We start from the raw sequence: 16882 nt of genomic DNA, 5'->3' as shown, positions 1-16882 counted from the left end.
GGGGGAAACGGAAAAAGGTATTAAAGGATGAGGACGAAAAATATAAGTACAAGCTATGAACACACGATTTATGCCTGCTATATCGGCTTCATAACCCAGGCGATAATCAATAATTACGCACCGTTGCTGTTTTTGACATTTCAGAATTCATATAATCTTACAATTGACAGGATTACGCTTATAACCACGGTGAATTTTTCTGTACAGTTGCTGGTGGATCTGATATCAACTAAGCTGGTGGACAAAATCGGATACAGGGTATCTGCTGTATGTGCCCATCTTTTTGCAGGCCTTGGTTTGTTTGGTATGGCGTTCTTGCCAGATCTCAGCCGGAATGCATATATGGGGTTGATTGCCTCTGTTGTGCTGTACGCTATTGGCGGAGGTTTGATTGAGGTTATCATAAGCCCGATTGTTGAGGCATGCCCCACTGAAAAGAAAGAGGCGGCAATGAGCCTTCTCCATTCCTTTTACTGTTGGGGGCAGGTTGGTGTGGTTTTGGTATCCACCGCCTTTTTTGCGTTCGCAGGTATCGACAATTGGAAAATCCTTGCGTGTATTTGGGCTGTTATACCTTTTGCAAATCTTTTTTATTTTACTCAGGTACCGTTGTATCCAATAGTTGAAGGAGATGAAGGGCTTTCGGTAAGGGAACTTTTCAGCAGGAAAGTGTTCTGGCTGTTTTTGCTTTTAATGGTATGTGCCGGGGCATCCGAACAGGCAATGAGCCAGTGGTCTTCAGCATTCGCGGAAGCAGGGCTTAAAGTGTCTAAAACGGCAGGTGATTTGGCCGGCCCGATGACTTTTGCGGTATTAATGGGGATTGCGCGGGCCATTTACGGCAAATTCAGCGATTACATTCCATTAAGAAATATGATGATGTTAAGCGCAGGATTGTGCATAGTCAGTTATTCCGTGGCCGCCCTGTCGGGTAATGCGGTTCTGGGGTTTGTCGGATGTGCTCTGTGCGGCTTTTCTGTAGGTATTTTTTGGCCCGGCACGTTCAGTATTGCTGCCAAAAAGCTGCCAGCCGGAGGTACCGCAATGTATGCAATTATGGCGCTTGCAGGTGATTTTGGCTGCTCGGCAGGCCCCACTCTTGTCGGGCTTGTGGCTAATGCAAAAGGCGGAATGTTAAGTGCCGGGCTTTTGACTGCTATGATTTTTCCCGTATTAATGCTAACGGGATTGTTAATGATAAAAAACAGCAGGATTACAAAAAATGTATGACTTGGGGGGTTTTTTATGAAAAAATTCACTACTTACACAGATCCGGTAACGGGTTATGAAATACGCCAGTACACACATGGACCTGAAAGGTATACAAAGTTGTACTTTACAACAGAAAATTTCACCGTGGACGATCGCTATTTTTTCTGTAACAGACAAATCCCAGAGGGCGCAAACGAAGTCTACAGAGGAAAGGGCGAGCTTTTGAAGGTTGAAGTTGAAACAGGCGAAATGAAAGTGGTGGCAGGCAGCGAATACCATGGGTTTGCAATGCACTGGTATGAAAATTACGGTGTTATGGTGAAAGGCAATAATATAATATGCCGCTATGACTGTGACACCGATCAGATAACCGAACTGGGGGCCCTTCCTGAAGGAGGAAGTATTACAGGCCATCTTACCATCAGTAAAGACGGCACGATTGTTTGCGGCTATAAACAGTGGAACTGTATTTATGCATTGGTAGTATTTGATCCGAAGACAGGAAAAAGCGAAGTTGTTTACCAAAGCGACTGCAATCTCGGACATGTGCAGGTTTGCCCCACCGATCCCAATACAATTCTGTTTATACATGAGACGGGCGGTGATGCGCTGCAGAGAACATGGCTTTTTGATTTGAAAACTCGTACCGCAAGGCCGTACTATGTTGAAGTTGAGGGCGACTGGATCACCCACGAAGTATGGACATGTGACGGTGAACATGTTGTATTTATGAAACTGCCGAGATATCTGATGATGGGGTCGAAAGACGGGCATAATTTCCGGGTTGTCGCCGAAATAGAACAAATCCTCCATCCCGGTGTTTCCCGAGATTCCAAGTGGTTCTGCGCCGATCGTATCGGATATCTCGGAGTTGAAAGCCCTAATCTGATTTATCTTATAAATGGTGAAACGGGCAAGTATATTACCTTGGCCAGCACTGACACGCCAAAAACGGGTGCCGATCACATGCATCCCTCTTTTAACAGGAGGGGAGATATGATTTTGTTCAACCGTCCGTTTGAAAACGGCACAACCCAGGTTTGTCTGATTGATCTTAACCAGCTTGAACGCCCGTAGCAACGTGTTCCCGTACTGTTTATCCTTCCGGGCAATTAAACCGCCCGGTTGCAATATTGTGCTGACAAAGTGTATAATTTTTTCAGTACTGATAAATTAAAGTAAAGAGGGGATAATCAATGGTCAAACGGGCGTCGGAGATGAAAACCGAGCTGAGGGAACAAATGAGAGGCGGAAAAGGAAGTGTTGAGCTTATCCACATTCTTAACAGGGAGGAAATGAAAGGAAAGGTCCGCCTTTTTGCAAGAATAGTGTTAAATCCTGGTTGTTCGATAGGGCTGCACGAGCACGTGGATGAGGAAGAGGCTTACTATATTCTGAAAGGCAAAGGAATTGTAACTGACAACGGACAAACCACCGAAGTGCAGGCAGGAGATGTAATACTCACAGGCGACGGAGGAACTCATTCAATAGAAAATAACGGTGATGAACCGTTGGAGTTCATAGCGGTAGTTATGCTGTACAACTGATATAAAACTGTCAGACAGACTGGGAAATCTGTCTGACAGTTTTTTTAAGACTGTTTATTAAAGCCCGAGCATTTCATAGGTAAGATCCCGGACTTTTGGATGTATTACATTGTAAACATACCCGCATTGCAATACGTGCTGTATGTAGAATATTGCCAGGTTGTTTGTAACGTCAATAAGGGCGTAAGCTCCCGCGGCACCGTCCCAGCCAAACTCGCCCAAAGGGCTTTTGACACCTGATTTTTCCTTTTCAATTAGGGTACGCACCCCAAGACCGTAGCTGTAGCCGTGCCTTCCAAATAAATCAAAGTCTTTTTTGGAAACTTCATTCAACTGATCACGGCGCATAAGGTCAATGGATTCTTTTGAAAGCAGCCTGTAACCGTCTTTACTTGTCCCGCCGTGGCACATCGCGTCTAAGAACAGCAAATAGTCGTCCACCGTTGAGATGAGGCCTGCTCCTCCGCTTTCATAGTTTCTTGTAAGCACATAACGGTTATGGTTTGGTACCGGTGTGGAGGTCATTGTATTCATGTCGAACGAAAACAGATCACTCATGTTGGCCTTGCGTTCGGGTGTCAGTTCAAAACCAGTATTTTTCATGCCCAAAGGTTCAAAAATATTTTTCTTAAAGTATTCTCCAAGCCTTTGCCCTGAAACCACCTCGATTACTGCGCCAAGAACGTCATGGCTTAAACTGTACTGAAAATGAGTTCCGGGTTCAAAGTCCAGCGGTTCATTTGCAAGGGCTGCTATTACCTGTCTTGTGGTTGCCTGATTGTTAGTCTCCTTTTTGATTTTGAGAATGGAAGGGGCGTCGAGATTGTAATTCAAGCCGCTCTGCATCGAAAGGAGGTGCCTTATGGTCATCGGATTCTTTGCCGGAACTATGCCTCTGTCGGTTTTAACCGTTAAATTTTTATACTCGGGCAAGTAATCGGAAACGGGAGAATCCAGGCCAATCAGCCCTTTTTCTATAAGCTGCATTACTGCGGTGCAGGTGAACAGCTTTGTGGCCGAATAAAGCCAGTATGTGGTATTCGCGGTTAACGGTTTTTTTCTTTGGGCATCGGCATACCCAACGGTATGCCTGAAAACCTGTTCGTGCTTATATATCACCGCACAGTCACAGCCGGGAATTCCGCGCTGTTCAAGCGAATTCAGATATTCTTCCAGTATTTTTCGGTTCATTGTACATCCCCTCTGAAACCAGAATGTCTTTCAATTAATGGTTTAATATTTCCATAAATGATTTTATATCAATTTAAACAATGTTACCACAGAGTTTTTGACAGAGGCGTTTATCCCGGAATCGAATTTATAAAATTGTAACATAATTGTCAAAAGAGAATGGTAGAAATAAACATAACCATTGTGATAAAATATTAGTATTTTCCACTTTTTTCATTTTCTCTGCAGAGGATTTATTATGATTGAATTAATCAATATTAACAAAACCTTTAAGGTTTCACGGCGAAATGCCGGCTTAAAAGAAGCGTTCCGTTCCCTATTCACCTGTAACTGTACATATATTCAGGCCCTTCACGACATTTCCTTCAAAATAAATGACGGTGAAATGGTAGGGTACATTGGCCCGAACGGAGCAGGAAAAAGTACCACGGTAAAAATTATGAGCGGGATTCTTTATCCTGACAGTGGGGAATGTGTTATAAACGGTTTGATTCCATATAAAAACCGCCGCGAGCATGTAAGAAACATCGGCGTTGTTTTCGGGCAGCGTTCGCAGCTTTGGTGGGATGTCCCGGTAATTGATTCCTTTGAGCTTTTAAAGGATATCTATGACGTGGACAAACGTGTATTTAAAAATAACCTGGAAGAACTTGTGGAACTGCTTGGCCTGAAAGACATCATAAAAACCCCCGCCCGTCAGCTTAGCCTTGGGCAAAGAATGCGTTGTGAAATAGCGGCATCCTTTCTTCATAACCCCAAAATATTATTTCTTGATGAACCTACGATAGGGCTTGATGCCGTATCCAAAATAGCCGTACGGAGTTTTATTAAAAAGATGAACCAAGAAAAGAAAACCACAGTAATTCTTACAACACATGACATGCAGGATATTGAGGCTTTAACTGAAAGAATACTGCTTATCGGCAGGGGGCAGATTTTGTTTGACGGTTCTCTTTCCGATATGAAGTCAAAAAGTTCAAAAAAGAAAAAAATAACACTGCATTATGGCAAGGGCCGGTTTAGTTCGACAAACGGTATTTCCCTGATTAATCAGGTTGACGGTCATGCGGTGTTTGAAATTGATACTTCCGTGATTTCGGTTCGAGAGGCGATTGAGCTGCTTTCCAAAAGTGCCGATATAAAAGATTTATCGGTAACAGAAGCAAGCATAGACGAAATAGTTGTATCTCTGTATGAGGAACTGGGGATATGAAAAAATATATAAGTTTTTTCAGAATAAGGTTTATTAACGGCCTGCAATACAGATCCGCCGCGTATGCAGGGATTATGACACAATTTGCCTGGGGGTCCATGAGAAAATATTGATGTTCAGGGCGTTTTATGCGGAGAATCCGCAGAGTTTTCCGATGGAGTTTTCACAGCTGACATCTTATATATGGCTGCAACAGGCTTTGCTCGCGTTGTTCATGACGTGGTTTTACGATAATGATATTTTTATGTCCATAACGAGCGGAAATGTAGCTTATGAACTGACCCGGCCAATGGATCTGTATAATATTTGGTTCACAAAAAATCTTGCAGTGCGCTTCTCAAGGGCTGCTTTACGCTGTTTACCGATTCTTCTGGTTGCAGTATTTCTGCCTGAACCCTACGGCATCTCCCCTCCCGTAAGCCTGTTTGCTTTTTTCATGTTTATAATATCCATGCTCCTTGCAGTGTTTTGTCTGACGGCATTAAATATGCTGGTATATATTTCGGCGTTTTATACTGTGTCACCAATAGGGGTCCGTATTGTGTTTTCGGCGTTAACCGAGTTTTTAGCCGGAGCGATAATTCCTTTGCCTTTTTTCCCCGAAAAAATTCTGAAAATTATATCTCTGACCCCTTTTGCATCAATGCAGAACCTGCCGTTAAGAATATACGGCGGTAACATTTCAGGTAAGGATGTGCTTTCCGGAATAATGCTGCAGGTCTTCTGGATTATTGTCTTAATAGCAGTCGGAAGGCTTTGGATGACCAAGGCTTTGAAAAAAGTGGTCCTACAGGGTGGGTAATATGAGGTTGTATTTAAAGTATCTGTCAATGCATGTAAAAAGCCAGATGCAGTATAGAACATCTTTTTTCATGACTGTGGCAGGACAGTTTCTGACTTCATTTGGCGTGTTCTTAGGAATTTATTTTTTAATGTCACGCTTTCACAGTGTGAAAGATTTTTCGTACAATGAAGTCCTTTTATGTTTTGCCGTCGTTCTGATGTCATTTTCCATTGTCGAATGTTTTGCGCGGGGGTTTGATACTTTCCAATCCATGCTTGGAAACGGGGAATTTGACAGAATTTTGGTGCGTCCAAGGAATGAAATATTTCAGGTTTTGGCATCCAGGATTGAGCTGACGCGAGCAGGCAGATTCCTTCAGGCTGTCATAGTTTTTGCGTATACAATCCCTGCCGGCGGGATTGTGTGGAGTCTGGATAAAATCTTAACTCTAATTCTGATGATTACAGGCGGAGTGGTTATATTTTCAGGACTTTTTCTTGTTTATGCCGCACTCTGTTTTTTCACAACCGAAGGGCTTGAGTTTATGAACATTTTTACCGACGGAGGCAGGGAATTCGGCTGTTATCCTTTGTCAATATACGGTGAAGGAATCCTGAAATTTTTTACATATGTGGTTCCGATGGCGTTATTTCAGTATTATCCACTGCTATATCTTACCGGTAGAAGCGATAACGGATTATATATGCTTTTACCTGCCGTGGGTTCTTTGTTTATAATACCATGCTACATTTTATGGAAAATCGGAATGCACCGTTATAAATCCACCGGCTCATAGAATTTATAATTAATATTTAAAAAATTTTTTTCATATCAACACTTTTTCCTTTTTATTCGTTATATTATCGAAAATATTCCCAAGATGAATTTGTATGCAAAATTCATCGCCGTGGCACAGAAGTTATGTGAAAATGTGTTACATGCACATGACGGATAACGGGCACAGGGTGAAGGAAGAGACATTATGATTAAATTGCTTTATTCCAGGTTCTATAATGAATTATTGCGCTTTTGTGTCTCACTTTCCCATGACGTGGCGTTTGCTGAGGACATTGTCCAGGAAACTTACCTTCGCGCTCTGGCAAATGCCGACATACTCAGTGAACTGCCTGAAGCAAAGTGCAGAGTGTGGCTATACCGTACCGCAAAGAACATATTTATTGATCATGTAAGAAGACTGGCAAAGAGCATTGAGCCTGCTCAGGAACCGGCAAGTGAGGATGATTATTCAAAAGTCATGGTACAAATGATGTGCTGTCACCTTCCCGAAAACGAACGTACACTGTTTCTGCTTAGGTATTTGCATGGGTATAACTCCACCGAACTTGGAGAGATGTTCGGCATACCGCCTTCTACGGTAAGAGCCAGACTCGCTTCCGCACGGGCGAGATTAAAAAAATATTTTAATGAAAATTAATATCCGGAGGTATTATTATGCCAAAAAACAAACTTATTATCAATGCTGCCATTTGCGACGCAAGAAACGTAAAGGAAGAAACCCTTGCCAATTATGAGAATATTACAATTAATTCGGCTGTGATTCTTATTACACCCGAGTCCAAGAACCTTCTTCACAGTTACGGTGTGGCCCTTAACTGTTCCGATGTCGTGGAATTGGACAAGGATTCCGATGTGGATATTATGATTCAGAACGGGCGTTTTGTTATATCGGCATCGGATCCCGGTGGCAAAAAAGTGTATCTGATGGTTAACGGAGCTCTGGAAATAGAACCGGGGGCCGAAAAGGCACTCGAACGGTTTGTGGGGATTTATGTTAACGGGATGGTAATTTACCCCGAAAGTTTGTCTTCATATCTGGGCTCGCTTAAAGTGAACGGCAGTATAGAAACCTATCCTGATGACGCCATTTTGCTTAAAAATACTTTCGTTGTGGACAGGACGTTTATTAAAAGGTGTAAGAATGCCAGATATTTTGCCAGAAAGCGTGTGGTTATACTTGATAATTCATTGGATATTGCAGAGATGGTGAACAGAGGCGTGAGATTTCTCACAAAAAACGCAGTAATTGCAGAGTCCCTCGTTGATGCGGCTTTGCAGCTGTTCGACGATACAACCGGAATAGTCACCGTTCCCGACGGCTGCAGTTTTGTAAACGGAAGTTCCGAGCTCAGCCGGGCACTTTTGATAAAATATGGCCCGAAACTTTTTATTAACGGCGATTTAATGATTGATTTGAAAGCCGCCGATTTACTTGAAAAGATTGAATATCTCCATGTAACCGGGACTGTAAGAATACCTAAATCCCTTGAAGAGTCATTTTGTAAAATTGATGCCCACTATGGAAATTTAATGTTTGTGCGCGGAAAATGCATAATCGATAAGGTAAGCCTTAAAATCGACAGGCGTATGCTGGATCAGAACGGGGACGGAATCACGGTTATTGACTGCGTGAATGTAAGCATAGACGAGGATGTGCCGCCAGAACTGATACTTGAGCGCGTTGAATTCAAAGATTGTGTTAACATAAACTGTTTCCCCGGGCAGCGAAGCGCCGTTGAGGAAGTATCGGAAGATGTGGTTAATATTAACGATTCGGGCAGGGGAATAAAGGGAATACTCAGCGCAATTATACCCAATTTGGGAGATTTGAGCGATTCAAAAATAATCAATGCGTCCAGTTACACATTGTAAAAGCGGTTAGCCAGGAGCATTTGCCGGTCAAGTTTTCAATTTACTGACGAAGAGATTCCGAAGCTGGGTTTTCGGGCTGAAAACCCAGCTTTTTTACGGTGCTTTTTATAATTATCCGTTAATCATTTCAAGCAGTCTTAAATAATGGTTCGCTTCACGCAATACGTGATCGGCCAGAAGGGGAGGAATTATGGATTTTATTCTGCATCTTAGTATTCCGTCGGTTCCCGCCCTTTTGAAATTCCTTATTGCTTCGGTAAGGCTTAAGCTGTCCCGTTTTATTTGATATTCTGCAGTCCTTACGCAGTCCCTTGCCAGTTTTTCAAAACCTTCGGCAAAGTTCCGCGCTGTTTCCTTGAGTTTTCTTTCGGACGGATCCATCATTCCGTCAATAAACAATGCATGTTCTCCCATCAGATGATTCCAGAAATTAAGCTCCTCGCAAAGGGTTTTCCGCGGAAGCTCCTTTTTCTGCAGCGATTTTAAAAGTCCGGCGTAATAATCAGCTTCGTGGGTGACATGCTCCAGCAACTCGTTATAAAGAGTTATAAATATCCTGCATTCTCCCGAAAGGGTGGATATTCTTTTTTGAAATGCAATTACTTCTTCCAGAAGATTAATGGTTCTTTGATTGAGATCACCCACTATATTTTCCGACGATTCCCGGTAATAATCAGCCGGTATTGAAGTGAGCCCTGTTAACCGGTATTCGGCTTTTGTTATTTCGGTGTTGAGTTCCGCGCCTGTTAAAGCCGATGTCAATTCTTCAGCCGTCAGTGTAAATGGGGTAACAAGTTCATTTGAACTGATAACGTTTACTGAGATTGCCCGGTCGGAATAACTCACCGTTTCGGCCAGAAGGCGTTCAAATTCTTCTTTCAGGTTTTTGGCTTCGGCTATGTAGTCGGCGTTAACCGGTGCTAAAGCCGTTTCAATAAAGAACAGATGCTCCTTCATAAGTCTTTGAAAGAAAAGGTTTATTTCCAGGGAAAGCCTTATGAATTCATTATTTGGCAGCAATATTAACCCACCCTTTTTTGTTGTTGCATATTATCATAATATTTGGAAAATTTCAAAAAGTGTTTGTCTGATGAATGGCGTTACTGTTAAAATCGGGCCGCCCGCAGGTTCCCTGACCGTTTGCCGGATAAGGCCGTATCGGGCGGCAGCAGAAGCGTAAAATTTTACTGGCTTGCCGGAAAGTTATATCGCGGATGGCATGTCTCACTTTACATTGTAAAAAAGGCGGGAATTATTTTTATAACCCGCCTTTATTGGTTAATTCATAATGTATCTGGGAACTCCCATATCCAGTTCAGGTTTGATTTTTTCCATGAAACTTTCGAAAGTCATGAACCCAAGATTTCCTTCTTTTCTGAGCGCACCGAAAAACCTTTCCTTTCAATTTCCCTGTCTCCGACAACAAATATGATTGGTGTTTTTTTCATCTCCATTTTTCTGATTTTCGCATTCATTTTATCGTCGCCTGAATCAAGACTTACGCGTAACCCTGATTTTTTTAATTTTACCGATAAATCTTTGCAGTAATCGTTATTCCGGCTGCTTACAGGCACAATGCCTATCTGGACGGGTGCAAGCCACAACGGGAATTTTCCGTTGTAGTGTTCAATGAGCATTGCAAAAAATCTTTCCATGCTGCCGAATAATGCCCTGTGCACCATCAACGGCGTATGTTTCAGACCGTCAGCGCCTACATATTTCATATTGAATCTTTCAGGAAGATTGAAGTCAAACTGGATTGTACTGCACTGCCACTCTCTTCCTAAGGCATCGCGCAGTTTCAGATCTATTTTCGGACCGTAAAAGGCTCCGCCGCCCTCATCAATCTGATATTCCAGACCTGCCCTGATTACGGCGGACTTCAATATTTCTGTCGCCCTGTTCCAGTCATCTGTACTGCCTATGGACTTGTTCTCAGGCCTTGTTGCAATATAAGCCTTAAAGTCATTAAGACCGAATGACTGAAGAATGTAAAGTGAAAATTTAAGAACATTGAAAATCTCATCATTTGCCTGCTCAGGAGTGCAGATAATATGAGCGTCATCCTGAGTAAACCCTCTTACCCTTGTAAGTCCGTGTAATGTTCCCGAAAGCTCGTACCTGTATACCGCGGCGTATTCGGCATAGCGAATGGGCAAATCCCGGTATGAACGCACCGAACTGTTATAAATCATGACATGAAAAGGACAGCTCATGGGTTTCAGATAGTATTTCTCGTTGTCTATTTCAATGGGGTTGTACATGGAATCCTTATAGAACTGAAGATGACCCGAAGTTTTCCATAATTCCGCCCTTCCTATATGCGGTGTATATACCCACTCATAACCGTTCAGCACGTGTGCCGTCTGACTGAATTTTTCCAGAAGGTATCTGACCATAGCGCCTTTGGGATGCCATAAAACAAGCCCCTGACCGACGTCCTGGGAGAAACTGAAAAAGTCAAGCTGTTTGCCCAGGATTCTATGATCCCGTTTACTTGCTTCTTCAATTTTACTGATATACGTTTTAAGTTCTTCTTTACTTTCCCATGCCGTGCCGTATATCCGCTGCAGCATGGGTCTGCCGGCGTCTCCTTTCCAGTATGCTCCTGAAAAACTTAACAGTTTGAAAGCATGCAGATTCAGTTCTTTCAATGACGACAGTACCGGACCGCCGCACAAATCGTAAAATTCACCGATTTTGCAGACCGGTATTTGAGGGTTTTCAGAGTTTTTGCAAATTTCGCCCAGCAATTCAAGTTTATACGGCTGCCCGCTGAAAATATTCCTTGCCTTGTCAAAATCAACGGATTCTTTTGTTATCTGGTATCCTTTATTTATCAGTTCAACGATTTTATTTTCTATCAGTTCCAAATCTTCCGGGACCAAGGGCCTCGGAAGCTCAAAATCATAAAAGAATTCATTCTCTGAAACTGTGCCTGTACCCAGCTTTGCCGAACCGAAAATTTCACCGACGGCGCACGCAAGAACAAGAACCATTGTGTTTTTACTTTGTGCAGTCTTTCATTTATTTCAGCCATGACAAAACACTCCTTATAATATTTTTTTAAAGGCATGAGACCGATCTTTTAACGTTTTTTGCCCAGTTTCCGCAGACGATGACTTAAGCGATAAATGAGCTGCGGGTTATAGTTCCCGAACTGTCTGCGAAAAATATCGTACTGCCGTCGTAAGATAAGCAGGCGGTAACAAACAGTATTTTTCTCACAGTTCAGCACCACCTTCCGGGTATAATAAAAAACTCCCATCCCGCAATGGGATGAGAGCAGTTCTCACGGTTCCACCCAAATTACAGCCATATAAAACGGCTGTCACTCATTGTGATTATAACGGAATCACCGGTTGCACTTACTTTAAGTTTCGGTGCACTGCTCAGAGGGGGTTTTCAATTTTCCATGTTTAGAAGTGCTCTCAGCCTTCCGGCACTTCCTCTCTGTAAACTGGGCAAAATTTACTCGTCCTCGTCATCACATTTGTTTGTATTTTTTTGATATTATAGCAGATATTTTTTAAAAAGCAAATGATTTCGCATAATTGAAACAATAACGTTTTATTTTCTGTTTTCAGTATATGCTGTTGTGCTCAAAAGGCGTACATAAGCCTGCATTTCGTCTGACAACGTTCCAAAAGGGGTACAGGCCGGCGGTTAATTTATTTTGTTGATTTGGAAGTCAAGCTGTGCAATAATATATTGAGTAAAGTCGGCCAGATTTTGAAAAATGTAATTTACTGAGTTATAATGTTAAGTTGAAATGTCCGATAATTTTATCGTCCTTAAAAAACTCTGATTTTTTCAGAGCTATTGTTGCATGTTTGGTATTTTATGTTTGGCGCAATCAAAAAATATTAATCGGAGGAGAGGATGATTAAAATGGGGCAGAAAGGAATAGTGGTGGTTTAAGAATGACAGTGGATTCAGACAGACCTAAGTTCCCCAAAAGGGCGGTAGTTACAGCCGGGATGCCGTATGGCAATAAAGAACTGCATTTGGGCCATATAGGCGGTGTTTTTGTCCATGCAGATACTTTCGCGCGTTTTTTGCGCGATCGTATAGGAAAAGAAAATGTAATATTTGTTTCCGGCACCGACTGTTACGGCTCTCCGATTCTGGAAAACTACCGGCAGTTGGTTGAGAACGGTGAATTTAAGGGCACAATCGACGAGTTTGTACAACAGAACCATAAACTTCAGAAAGAGATACTTGACAAATATTACATTGATATAAATCTTTTTGCGGCTTCAAGTTTCGGGCCGGCCGCGGAAAATCACCGAAAATTTTCGGAAGAGTTTATAACCAGGCTTTATGAGAACGGGCACCTGATCAAAATGACCACGTCCCAGTTCTATGATCCAGAGGTTGGCATGTTCCTTAACGGCCGCCAGGTGGTGGGAAAATGCCCTATTGAGGGATGTAAATCCGAAAGAGCCTATGCGGATGAATGCTCGTTGGGGCATCAGTATATGCCGCAGGATCTTATTGATCCCAGAAGTACCCTTACCGGAAAAAGGCCTGAAATGAGGGATGTTACAAACTGGTACTTCAGGCTCGACGGTTTCCGCGACCTTTTGGTTCAGTGGGTTGAAAGGCTTGAAAGTGACGAAAGCGCAAGGAAGTTTATGATAAAGAGTATAAAAGAATTCCTTGAACCACCGGTTATTTATGTTAAGAGAGAATTTCTTGACGTGGTTGAGAAAATAAAGGATAAGCTTCCTGACTTTACGTTAATTGACGAGGGCAAGTCCTCTGCTGTGATGTCTTTTGACAAGCTGGAAAAACGGGAAAAAGCCTCTTTGATACTTGCCGAAAACGGAGTGCGTTTCCGCACAGGTAAAACCCTTGTTCCTTTCAGAATTACAGGAAATGTGGAATGGGGCGTACCCGCTCCGTGCATTGAAGGCCTTGATGGTCTTACCGTTTGGGTATGGCCTGAATCACTGTGGGCACCCATATCCTTTACAATGACATACCTTGAGATGAATAACAGGGACAAGAATGAATGGAAGGAATGGTGGTGTTCAAAGGATTCACAGGTCTATCAGTTCCTTGGCGAGGATAATGTTTATTTCTACGGACCTGCCGAAATGGCAATGTTCATGGCTCAGCAGGGGAAAAATCCCACCGTTGATCCGCCCGAAGGTCAGTTGCAGCTGCCGAAACTGATTGTTAATAACCATATTCTGTTCATGAATCAAAAAGCAAGCAGCAGCGGAAGTATAAAACCGCCTTCTGCGCGGGATTTGCTGGAATATTATACCCCTGAGCAGTTAAGGGCTCATTTTCTGGGTCTGGGCCTTGGCATCAGAAGCGTGAGTTTCCAGCCAAAACCCTTTAATCCGTCAGCATCCGAAAAAGACAGCGATCCGGTGCTGAAAGAAGGCAATTTACTCACCAATGTTTTCAACCGCGCTGTCAGGTCGTGTTTCTATACGGCGCAGAAATATACCGACGGTAAAATTCCTGTAAGGAAAATAAGCGAAGAAGTAATTAAAGAGTCCAACGAGACCATACTTGAATATGAAAGGTTAATGGCCAGGTTTGAGTTCCACCAGGTTATGAACCTTATGGATACGTATATCCGCAACATGAACAAATACTGGTCGAAAATGATCAGGGAAGCAGACACGACCAATAATGAGGAACTGCGTTTGCAGGTGCTTGCAGATACCTTCCATATGGTCAGGACAGCTGCCGTTCTGATGCATCCGATTGCTCCGAAAGGAACCGAGATGATTAGGGAATATCTCAGGGTAGGAGAAGAACTGTGGAGTTGGGACAGGATATTTGATCCCATTTATGAATTTATGGAAAATCCCGAAGAACACAAACTGAAATTCCTTGAACCACGGGTGGATTTCTTTAAGAAACACCCAAGTCAGATTAGTCAGAATGAGTAAACTTTTCAAGCATTATAAAAAATTATAGGTCGGAGAGGGAAATCCTCTCCGACCTTTATTAATCTTGTCAGATTTTGAAGACACTGATGGCTTCTTTCATCTTTGCTGCTACTTCGCCCAGTTCTTTGGCCAATGTGGCAAGATGCTCGATGCTTGCCAGCTGCTCTTCGGTGGAAGCGTTGGCTTCCTGGGATGAAGCGGCTGTTTCCTGGGATACGGCCGAAATATTCTGGATTGAAGCAAGGGTATCCGCTTTACATAAATTCATTTCATTGGTTTGTACCCTTATTTCTTCTATTTTTTCCGCAAGGGCCTGCATAGCGGTATTTATTCTATTGAAGAACTCTATCGTATTGTTGACTGCTTCATTCTGGGATTTCAGCGCTTCTTCCATTTCAATCGAACGGTTTACGGTTATTTGTGTCTGTTTAAGCGTATTGTTTACTATATTTGAAATCTCCTTCGTAGCTTCCATCGATTGTTCTGCAAGCTTTCGAACCTCATCGGCGACTACCGCAAATCCCCGTCCTGATTCACCGGCTCGTGCAGCTTCTATAGCTGCATTTAACGCCAGCAGATTGGTCTGATCAGCTATCGATCTTATTACATCCACAATTTTGCCGATGGATTTTGACTGGGCGTCAAGAGTCTGTATTTCTTTTGTGATGGCGTTGGTGTTGTCGGTTGTTTCAATGGTTTTTCTTTCAAGCTCTTTAACTGTGGTAAGCCCATGCCCTGTAATTTCCATGGCTTCGTTTGAAAGTTTTTCTATCTCGTTCGTCGTTTCGGATACGCTGTTTATTCTCATTGCCAGCTGGTCCATAAGATTTACGCTTTCCTCGGCATTGCTTGCCTGTTCCGACGCACCTTTTGCTATTTCCTGCACTGCATGTGTAATATCCCTTGATATTTCAGATACGTATTCAGTAGTTTCAGCAACTGTTATCGCCGAGTCGGCCACCTTGTTTGAAAGCTCAATTGCGTTTGCAATAAGATTCCTGGTGTTGGAAACCATTGTGTCAATTGCTTTGGAAAGCAGACCAAGTTCGTCGTCCCGCTTAAATGAGAACAGGACTGATAAATCACCTGAAGCTGCCTGTTTTGCAGCGGTTATGATTTTGTTGATGCTTTTGCCCGTGCTTATGGATATGAAAAGCCCTAAAATAACGGCGAATGTTACTCCGGCGAGAACCATAAGTATTGTCCAGAACATGATATTGCGCGATGCCGACATAAGGATTTTCATCGGTGTGAGGGATACCAGTACGAACCCCGTATCGCCCACATAAGTATATGTAAGTAAATATTTCTCTTTATTGTAATGGACAATTTCGGAACCGCTTACTGCATCACTTTCATAAATTTTTTGAATAAAATCCTGCTGATAAAGCTGTTCCGACTGGGATGTATCTCCCGAATCATTTGTATTGGCATTGGAAGAAGAGATAACCCTTCCCTCGGGGCTTATCAGGTGATATTCAGCATAACTTCCCTCCGCAAGCTGATTCAGCAGTTTCTGAATGCTTGACAGTTTAATATCAATAAAAAGGTAACCCAAGCTCTGGGAAGTATTCATATCCTTCAAGAGCCTTGCGACCGAAATTGCATAGTTAACTTTTTCGAAATGGTTTGACTGAAATTTGTCCAAATATTCATGCCATCCAAGATATAGTATCTGACCGCGTTTTTCGGTAAGCTTTTTAGTCAATTCGTCCTGTAGAAAATCCTGATAGTCAAGATTTCCCAAATAATAGGTGACGGTGGACAGAGACTTACCGTTATCGGCAATAATGACAATATCATTTATGAAATCATATGTGAATGTGATATTGCTTATGCTGCTGGATAAATTGTTTTTCAGCTCAATGTTGTCCACTTTGCTGCTTACACTTCCTTTAATATATTTTTGCAGATCCTTATTGGACAGCAGCTGTGTGGAAATAGCCTCCACATTATCAAACATCAGTTCAAAATAATTATTTGTCTGTTTAAACGTGTCAATTACGGCCGTTTTTGCCTTGTCCATAAGGGCGTCGTTTGCAATTTTGTAAGATTCATAACCCAGCAATATAACCGGGATAATTGTAAAAATAAACGCGGTCAGCAGCCTTGATCGGATGGTCCTAAACCTGAATATTTCCGCTGCTCTGTTCAAGGTATTCTTTACGTCCATGACAAAACCTGCCTTCTTTATTATGATTTTTGTTTATGTATATTGCTATATATTTATCGAAAAAAATTAACAAAAAATTAACGAAGTCGTGGAAAATACCCACATTTGAAAGCCATAAAAGATACAGAAAATATTACTGATTCTGCTTAACTTTTTACTCAGTATCCGCTGATAAAA

13 protein-coding genes and 1 other annotated feature are annotated in these 16882 nt (G+C 42.4%); of the genes, 9 read left to right on the top strand and 4 right to left on the bottom strand.

Annotated elements, in window-relative coordinates; translation table 11 throughout:
• The first annotated feature begins 27 nt into the window (after positions 1-27).
• The 3 genes from CST_RS08100 to CST_RS08090 all read left to right on the top strand — a co-directional run bounded on the left by CST_RS08100 (position 28) and on the right by CST_RS08090 (position 2759).
• Positions 28-1230 carry an MFS transporter gene (locus CST_RS08100; RefSeq protein WP_015359389.1) on the top strand — a complete coding sequence of 401 codons (1203 nt, stop codon included), beginning with the start codon at positions 28-30 and terminating at the stop codon, positions 1228-1230.
• A gap of 15 nt (positions 1231-1245) precedes the next feature.
• On the top strand, positions 1246-2289 hold the full coding sequence (locus CST_RS08095; RefSeq protein WP_015359388.1) for an oligogalacturonate lyase family protein: 1044 nt from the start codon (positions 1246-1248) through the stop codon (positions 2287-2289).
• A 119-nt stretch (positions 2290-2408) separates the two neighbouring features.
• Positions 2409-2759, top strand: coding sequence for a cupin domain-containing protein (locus CST_RS08090; RefSeq protein ID WP_015359387.1), 351 nt, complete (start codon positions 2409-2411; stop codon positions 2757-2759).
• Between the two features lie 57 nt (positions 2760-2816).
• On the opposite strand, the gene CST_RS08085 is transcribed toward CST_RS08090, so the two are convergent.
• A complete protein-coding gene (locus CST_RS08085; RefSeq protein ID WP_015359386.1) occupies positions 2817-3950 on the bottom strand; it encodes a serine hydrolase domain-containing protein in 1134 nt (377 codons plus the stop codon).
• Between the two features lie 238 nt (positions 3951-4188).
• On the opposite strand from CST_RS08085, the gene CST_RS08080 reads away from it, so the two are divergent.
• The 5 genes from CST_RS08080 (at position 4189) to CST_RS08060 (ending at position 8617) form a co-directional block, all read left to right on the top strand.
• Positions 4189-5163, top strand: coding sequence for an ABC transporter ATP-binding protein (locus tag CST_RS08080; RefSeq protein ID WP_015359385.1), 975 nt, complete (start codon positions 4189-4191; stop codon positions 5161-5163).
• A 112-nt stretch (positions 5164-5275) separates the two neighbouring features.
• Positions 5276-5965 carry an ABC transporter permease gene (locus CST_RS08075; RefSeq protein ID WP_015485042.1) on the top strand — a complete coding sequence of 230 codons (690 nt, stop codon included), beginning with the start codon at positions 5276-5278 and terminating at the stop codon, positions 5963-5965.
• Between the two features lies 1 nt (position 5966).
• Positions 5967-6743: an ABC transporter permease gene (locus CST_RS08070; protein ID WP_015359384.1), complete on the top strand. Its 777-nt coding sequence runs from the start codon at positions 5967-5969 to the stop codon at positions 6741-6743.
• Positions 6744-6929: 186 nt separating this feature from the next.
• Positions 6930-7382 (top strand): RNA polymerase sigma factor, encoded by a 453-nt coding sequence (locus tag CST_RS08065; RefSeq protein WP_015359383.1) that lies wholly within the window; start codon positions 6930-6932, stop codon positions 7380-7382.
• A gap of 17 nt (positions 7383-7399) precedes the next feature.
• Positions 7400-8617, top strand: coding sequence for a hypothetical protein (locus CST_RS08060; RefSeq protein WP_015359382.1), 1218 nt, complete (start codon positions 7400-7402; stop codon positions 8615-8617).
• A gap of 111 nt (positions 8618-8728) precedes the next feature.
• On the opposite strand, the gene CST_RS08055 is transcribed toward CST_RS08060, so the two are convergent.
• Together CST_RS08055 and thrS are read right to left on the bottom strand one after the other, a co-directional pair.
• Positions 8729-9637: a DUF2935 domain-containing protein gene (locus tag CST_RS08055; RefSeq protein WP_015359381.1), complete on the bottom strand. Its 909-nt coding sequence runs from the start codon at positions 9635-9637 to the stop codon at positions 8729-8731.
• A 329-nt stretch (positions 9638-9966) separates the two neighbouring features.
• Positions 9967-11616 carry a threonine--tRNA ligase gene (thrS, locus tag CST_RS08050; RefSeq protein WP_015359379.1) on the bottom strand — a complete coding sequence of 550 codons (1650 nt, stop codon included), beginning with the start codon at positions 11614-11616 and terminating at the stop codon, positions 9967-9969.
• Between the two features lie 273 nt (positions 11617-11889).
• Positions 11890-12114, bottom strand: a binding site (T-box leader).
• A gap of 426 nt (positions 12115-12540) precedes the next feature.
• Between thrS and CST_RS08045 the strand changes: the two genes are divergently transcribed.
• On the top strand, positions 12541-14532 hold the full coding sequence (locus CST_RS08045) for a methionine--tRNA ligase (protein WP_015359378.1): 1992 nt from the start codon (positions 12541-12543) through the stop codon (positions 14530-14532).
• Between the two features lie 67 nt (positions 14533-14599).
• Here the strand turns inward: CST_RS08045 and CST_RS08040 are convergent, their stop codons facing one another.
• Positions 14600-16687 carry a methyl-accepting chemotaxis protein gene (locus CST_RS08040; RefSeq protein WP_242823537.1) on the bottom strand — a complete coding sequence of 696 codons (2088 nt, stop codon included), beginning with the start codon at positions 16685-16687 and terminating at the stop codon, positions 14600-14602.
• Positions 16688-16882 lie beyond the last annotated feature (195 nt).

Source organism: Thermoclostridium stercorarium subsp. stercorarium DSM 8532 (assembly GCF_000331995.1).
GTDB classification, from domain to species: Bacteria; Bacillota; Clostridia; order DSM-8532; family DSM-8532; genus Thermoclostridium; species Thermoclostridium stercorarium.
This window is presented reverse-complemented; position numbering and strand designations above follow the sequence as displayed.

What these genes read in the sequence shown, in the direction of transcription:
- CST_RS08080 (WP_015359385.1), top strand. Translation starts at nt 4,189, where the DNA reads ATGATTGAATTAATCAATATTAACAAAACCTTTAAGGTTTCACGGCGA.
- CST_RS08095 (WP_015359388.1), top strand. Translation starts at nt 1,246, where the DNA reads ATGAAAAAATTCACTACTTACACAGATCCGGTAACGGGTTATGAAATA.
- CST_RS08075 (WP_015485042.1), top strand. Translation starts at nt 5,276, where the DNA reads ATGTTCAGGGCGTTTTATGCGGAGAATCCGCAGAGTTTTCCGATGGAG.
- thrS (WP_015359379.1), bottom strand. Translation starts at nt 11,616, where the DNA reads ATGGTTCTTGTTCTTGCGTGCGCCGTCGGTGAAATTTTCGGTTCGGCA.
- CST_RS08070 (WP_015359384.1), top strand. Translation starts at nt 5,967, where the DNA reads ATGAGGTTGTATTTAAAGTATCTGTCAATGCATGTAAAAAGCCAGATG.
- CST_RS08090 (WP_015359387.1), top strand. Translation starts at nt 2,409, where the DNA reads ATGGTCAAACGGGCGTCGGAGATGAAAACCGAGCTGAGGGAACAAATG.
- CST_RS08065 (WP_015359383.1), top strand. Translation starts at nt 6,930, where the DNA reads ATGATTAAATTGCTTTATTCCAGGTTCTATAATGAATTATTGCGCTTT.
- CST_RS08060 (WP_015359382.1), top strand. Translation starts at nt 7,400, where the DNA reads ATGCCAAAAAACAAACTTATTATCAATGCTGCCATTTGCGACGCAAGA.
- CST_RS08100 (WP_015359389.1), top strand. Translation starts at nt 28, where the DNA reads ATGAGGACGAAAAATATAAGTACAAGCTATGAACACACGATTTATGCC.
- CST_RS08045 (WP_015359378.1), top strand. Translation starts at nt 12,541, where the DNA reads ATGACAGTGGATTCAGACAGACCTAAGTTCCCCAAAAGGGCGGTAGTT.
- CST_RS08085 (WP_015359386.1), bottom strand. Translation starts at nt 3,950, where the DNA reads ATGAACCGAAAAATACTGGAAGAATATCTGAATTCGCTTGAACAGCGC.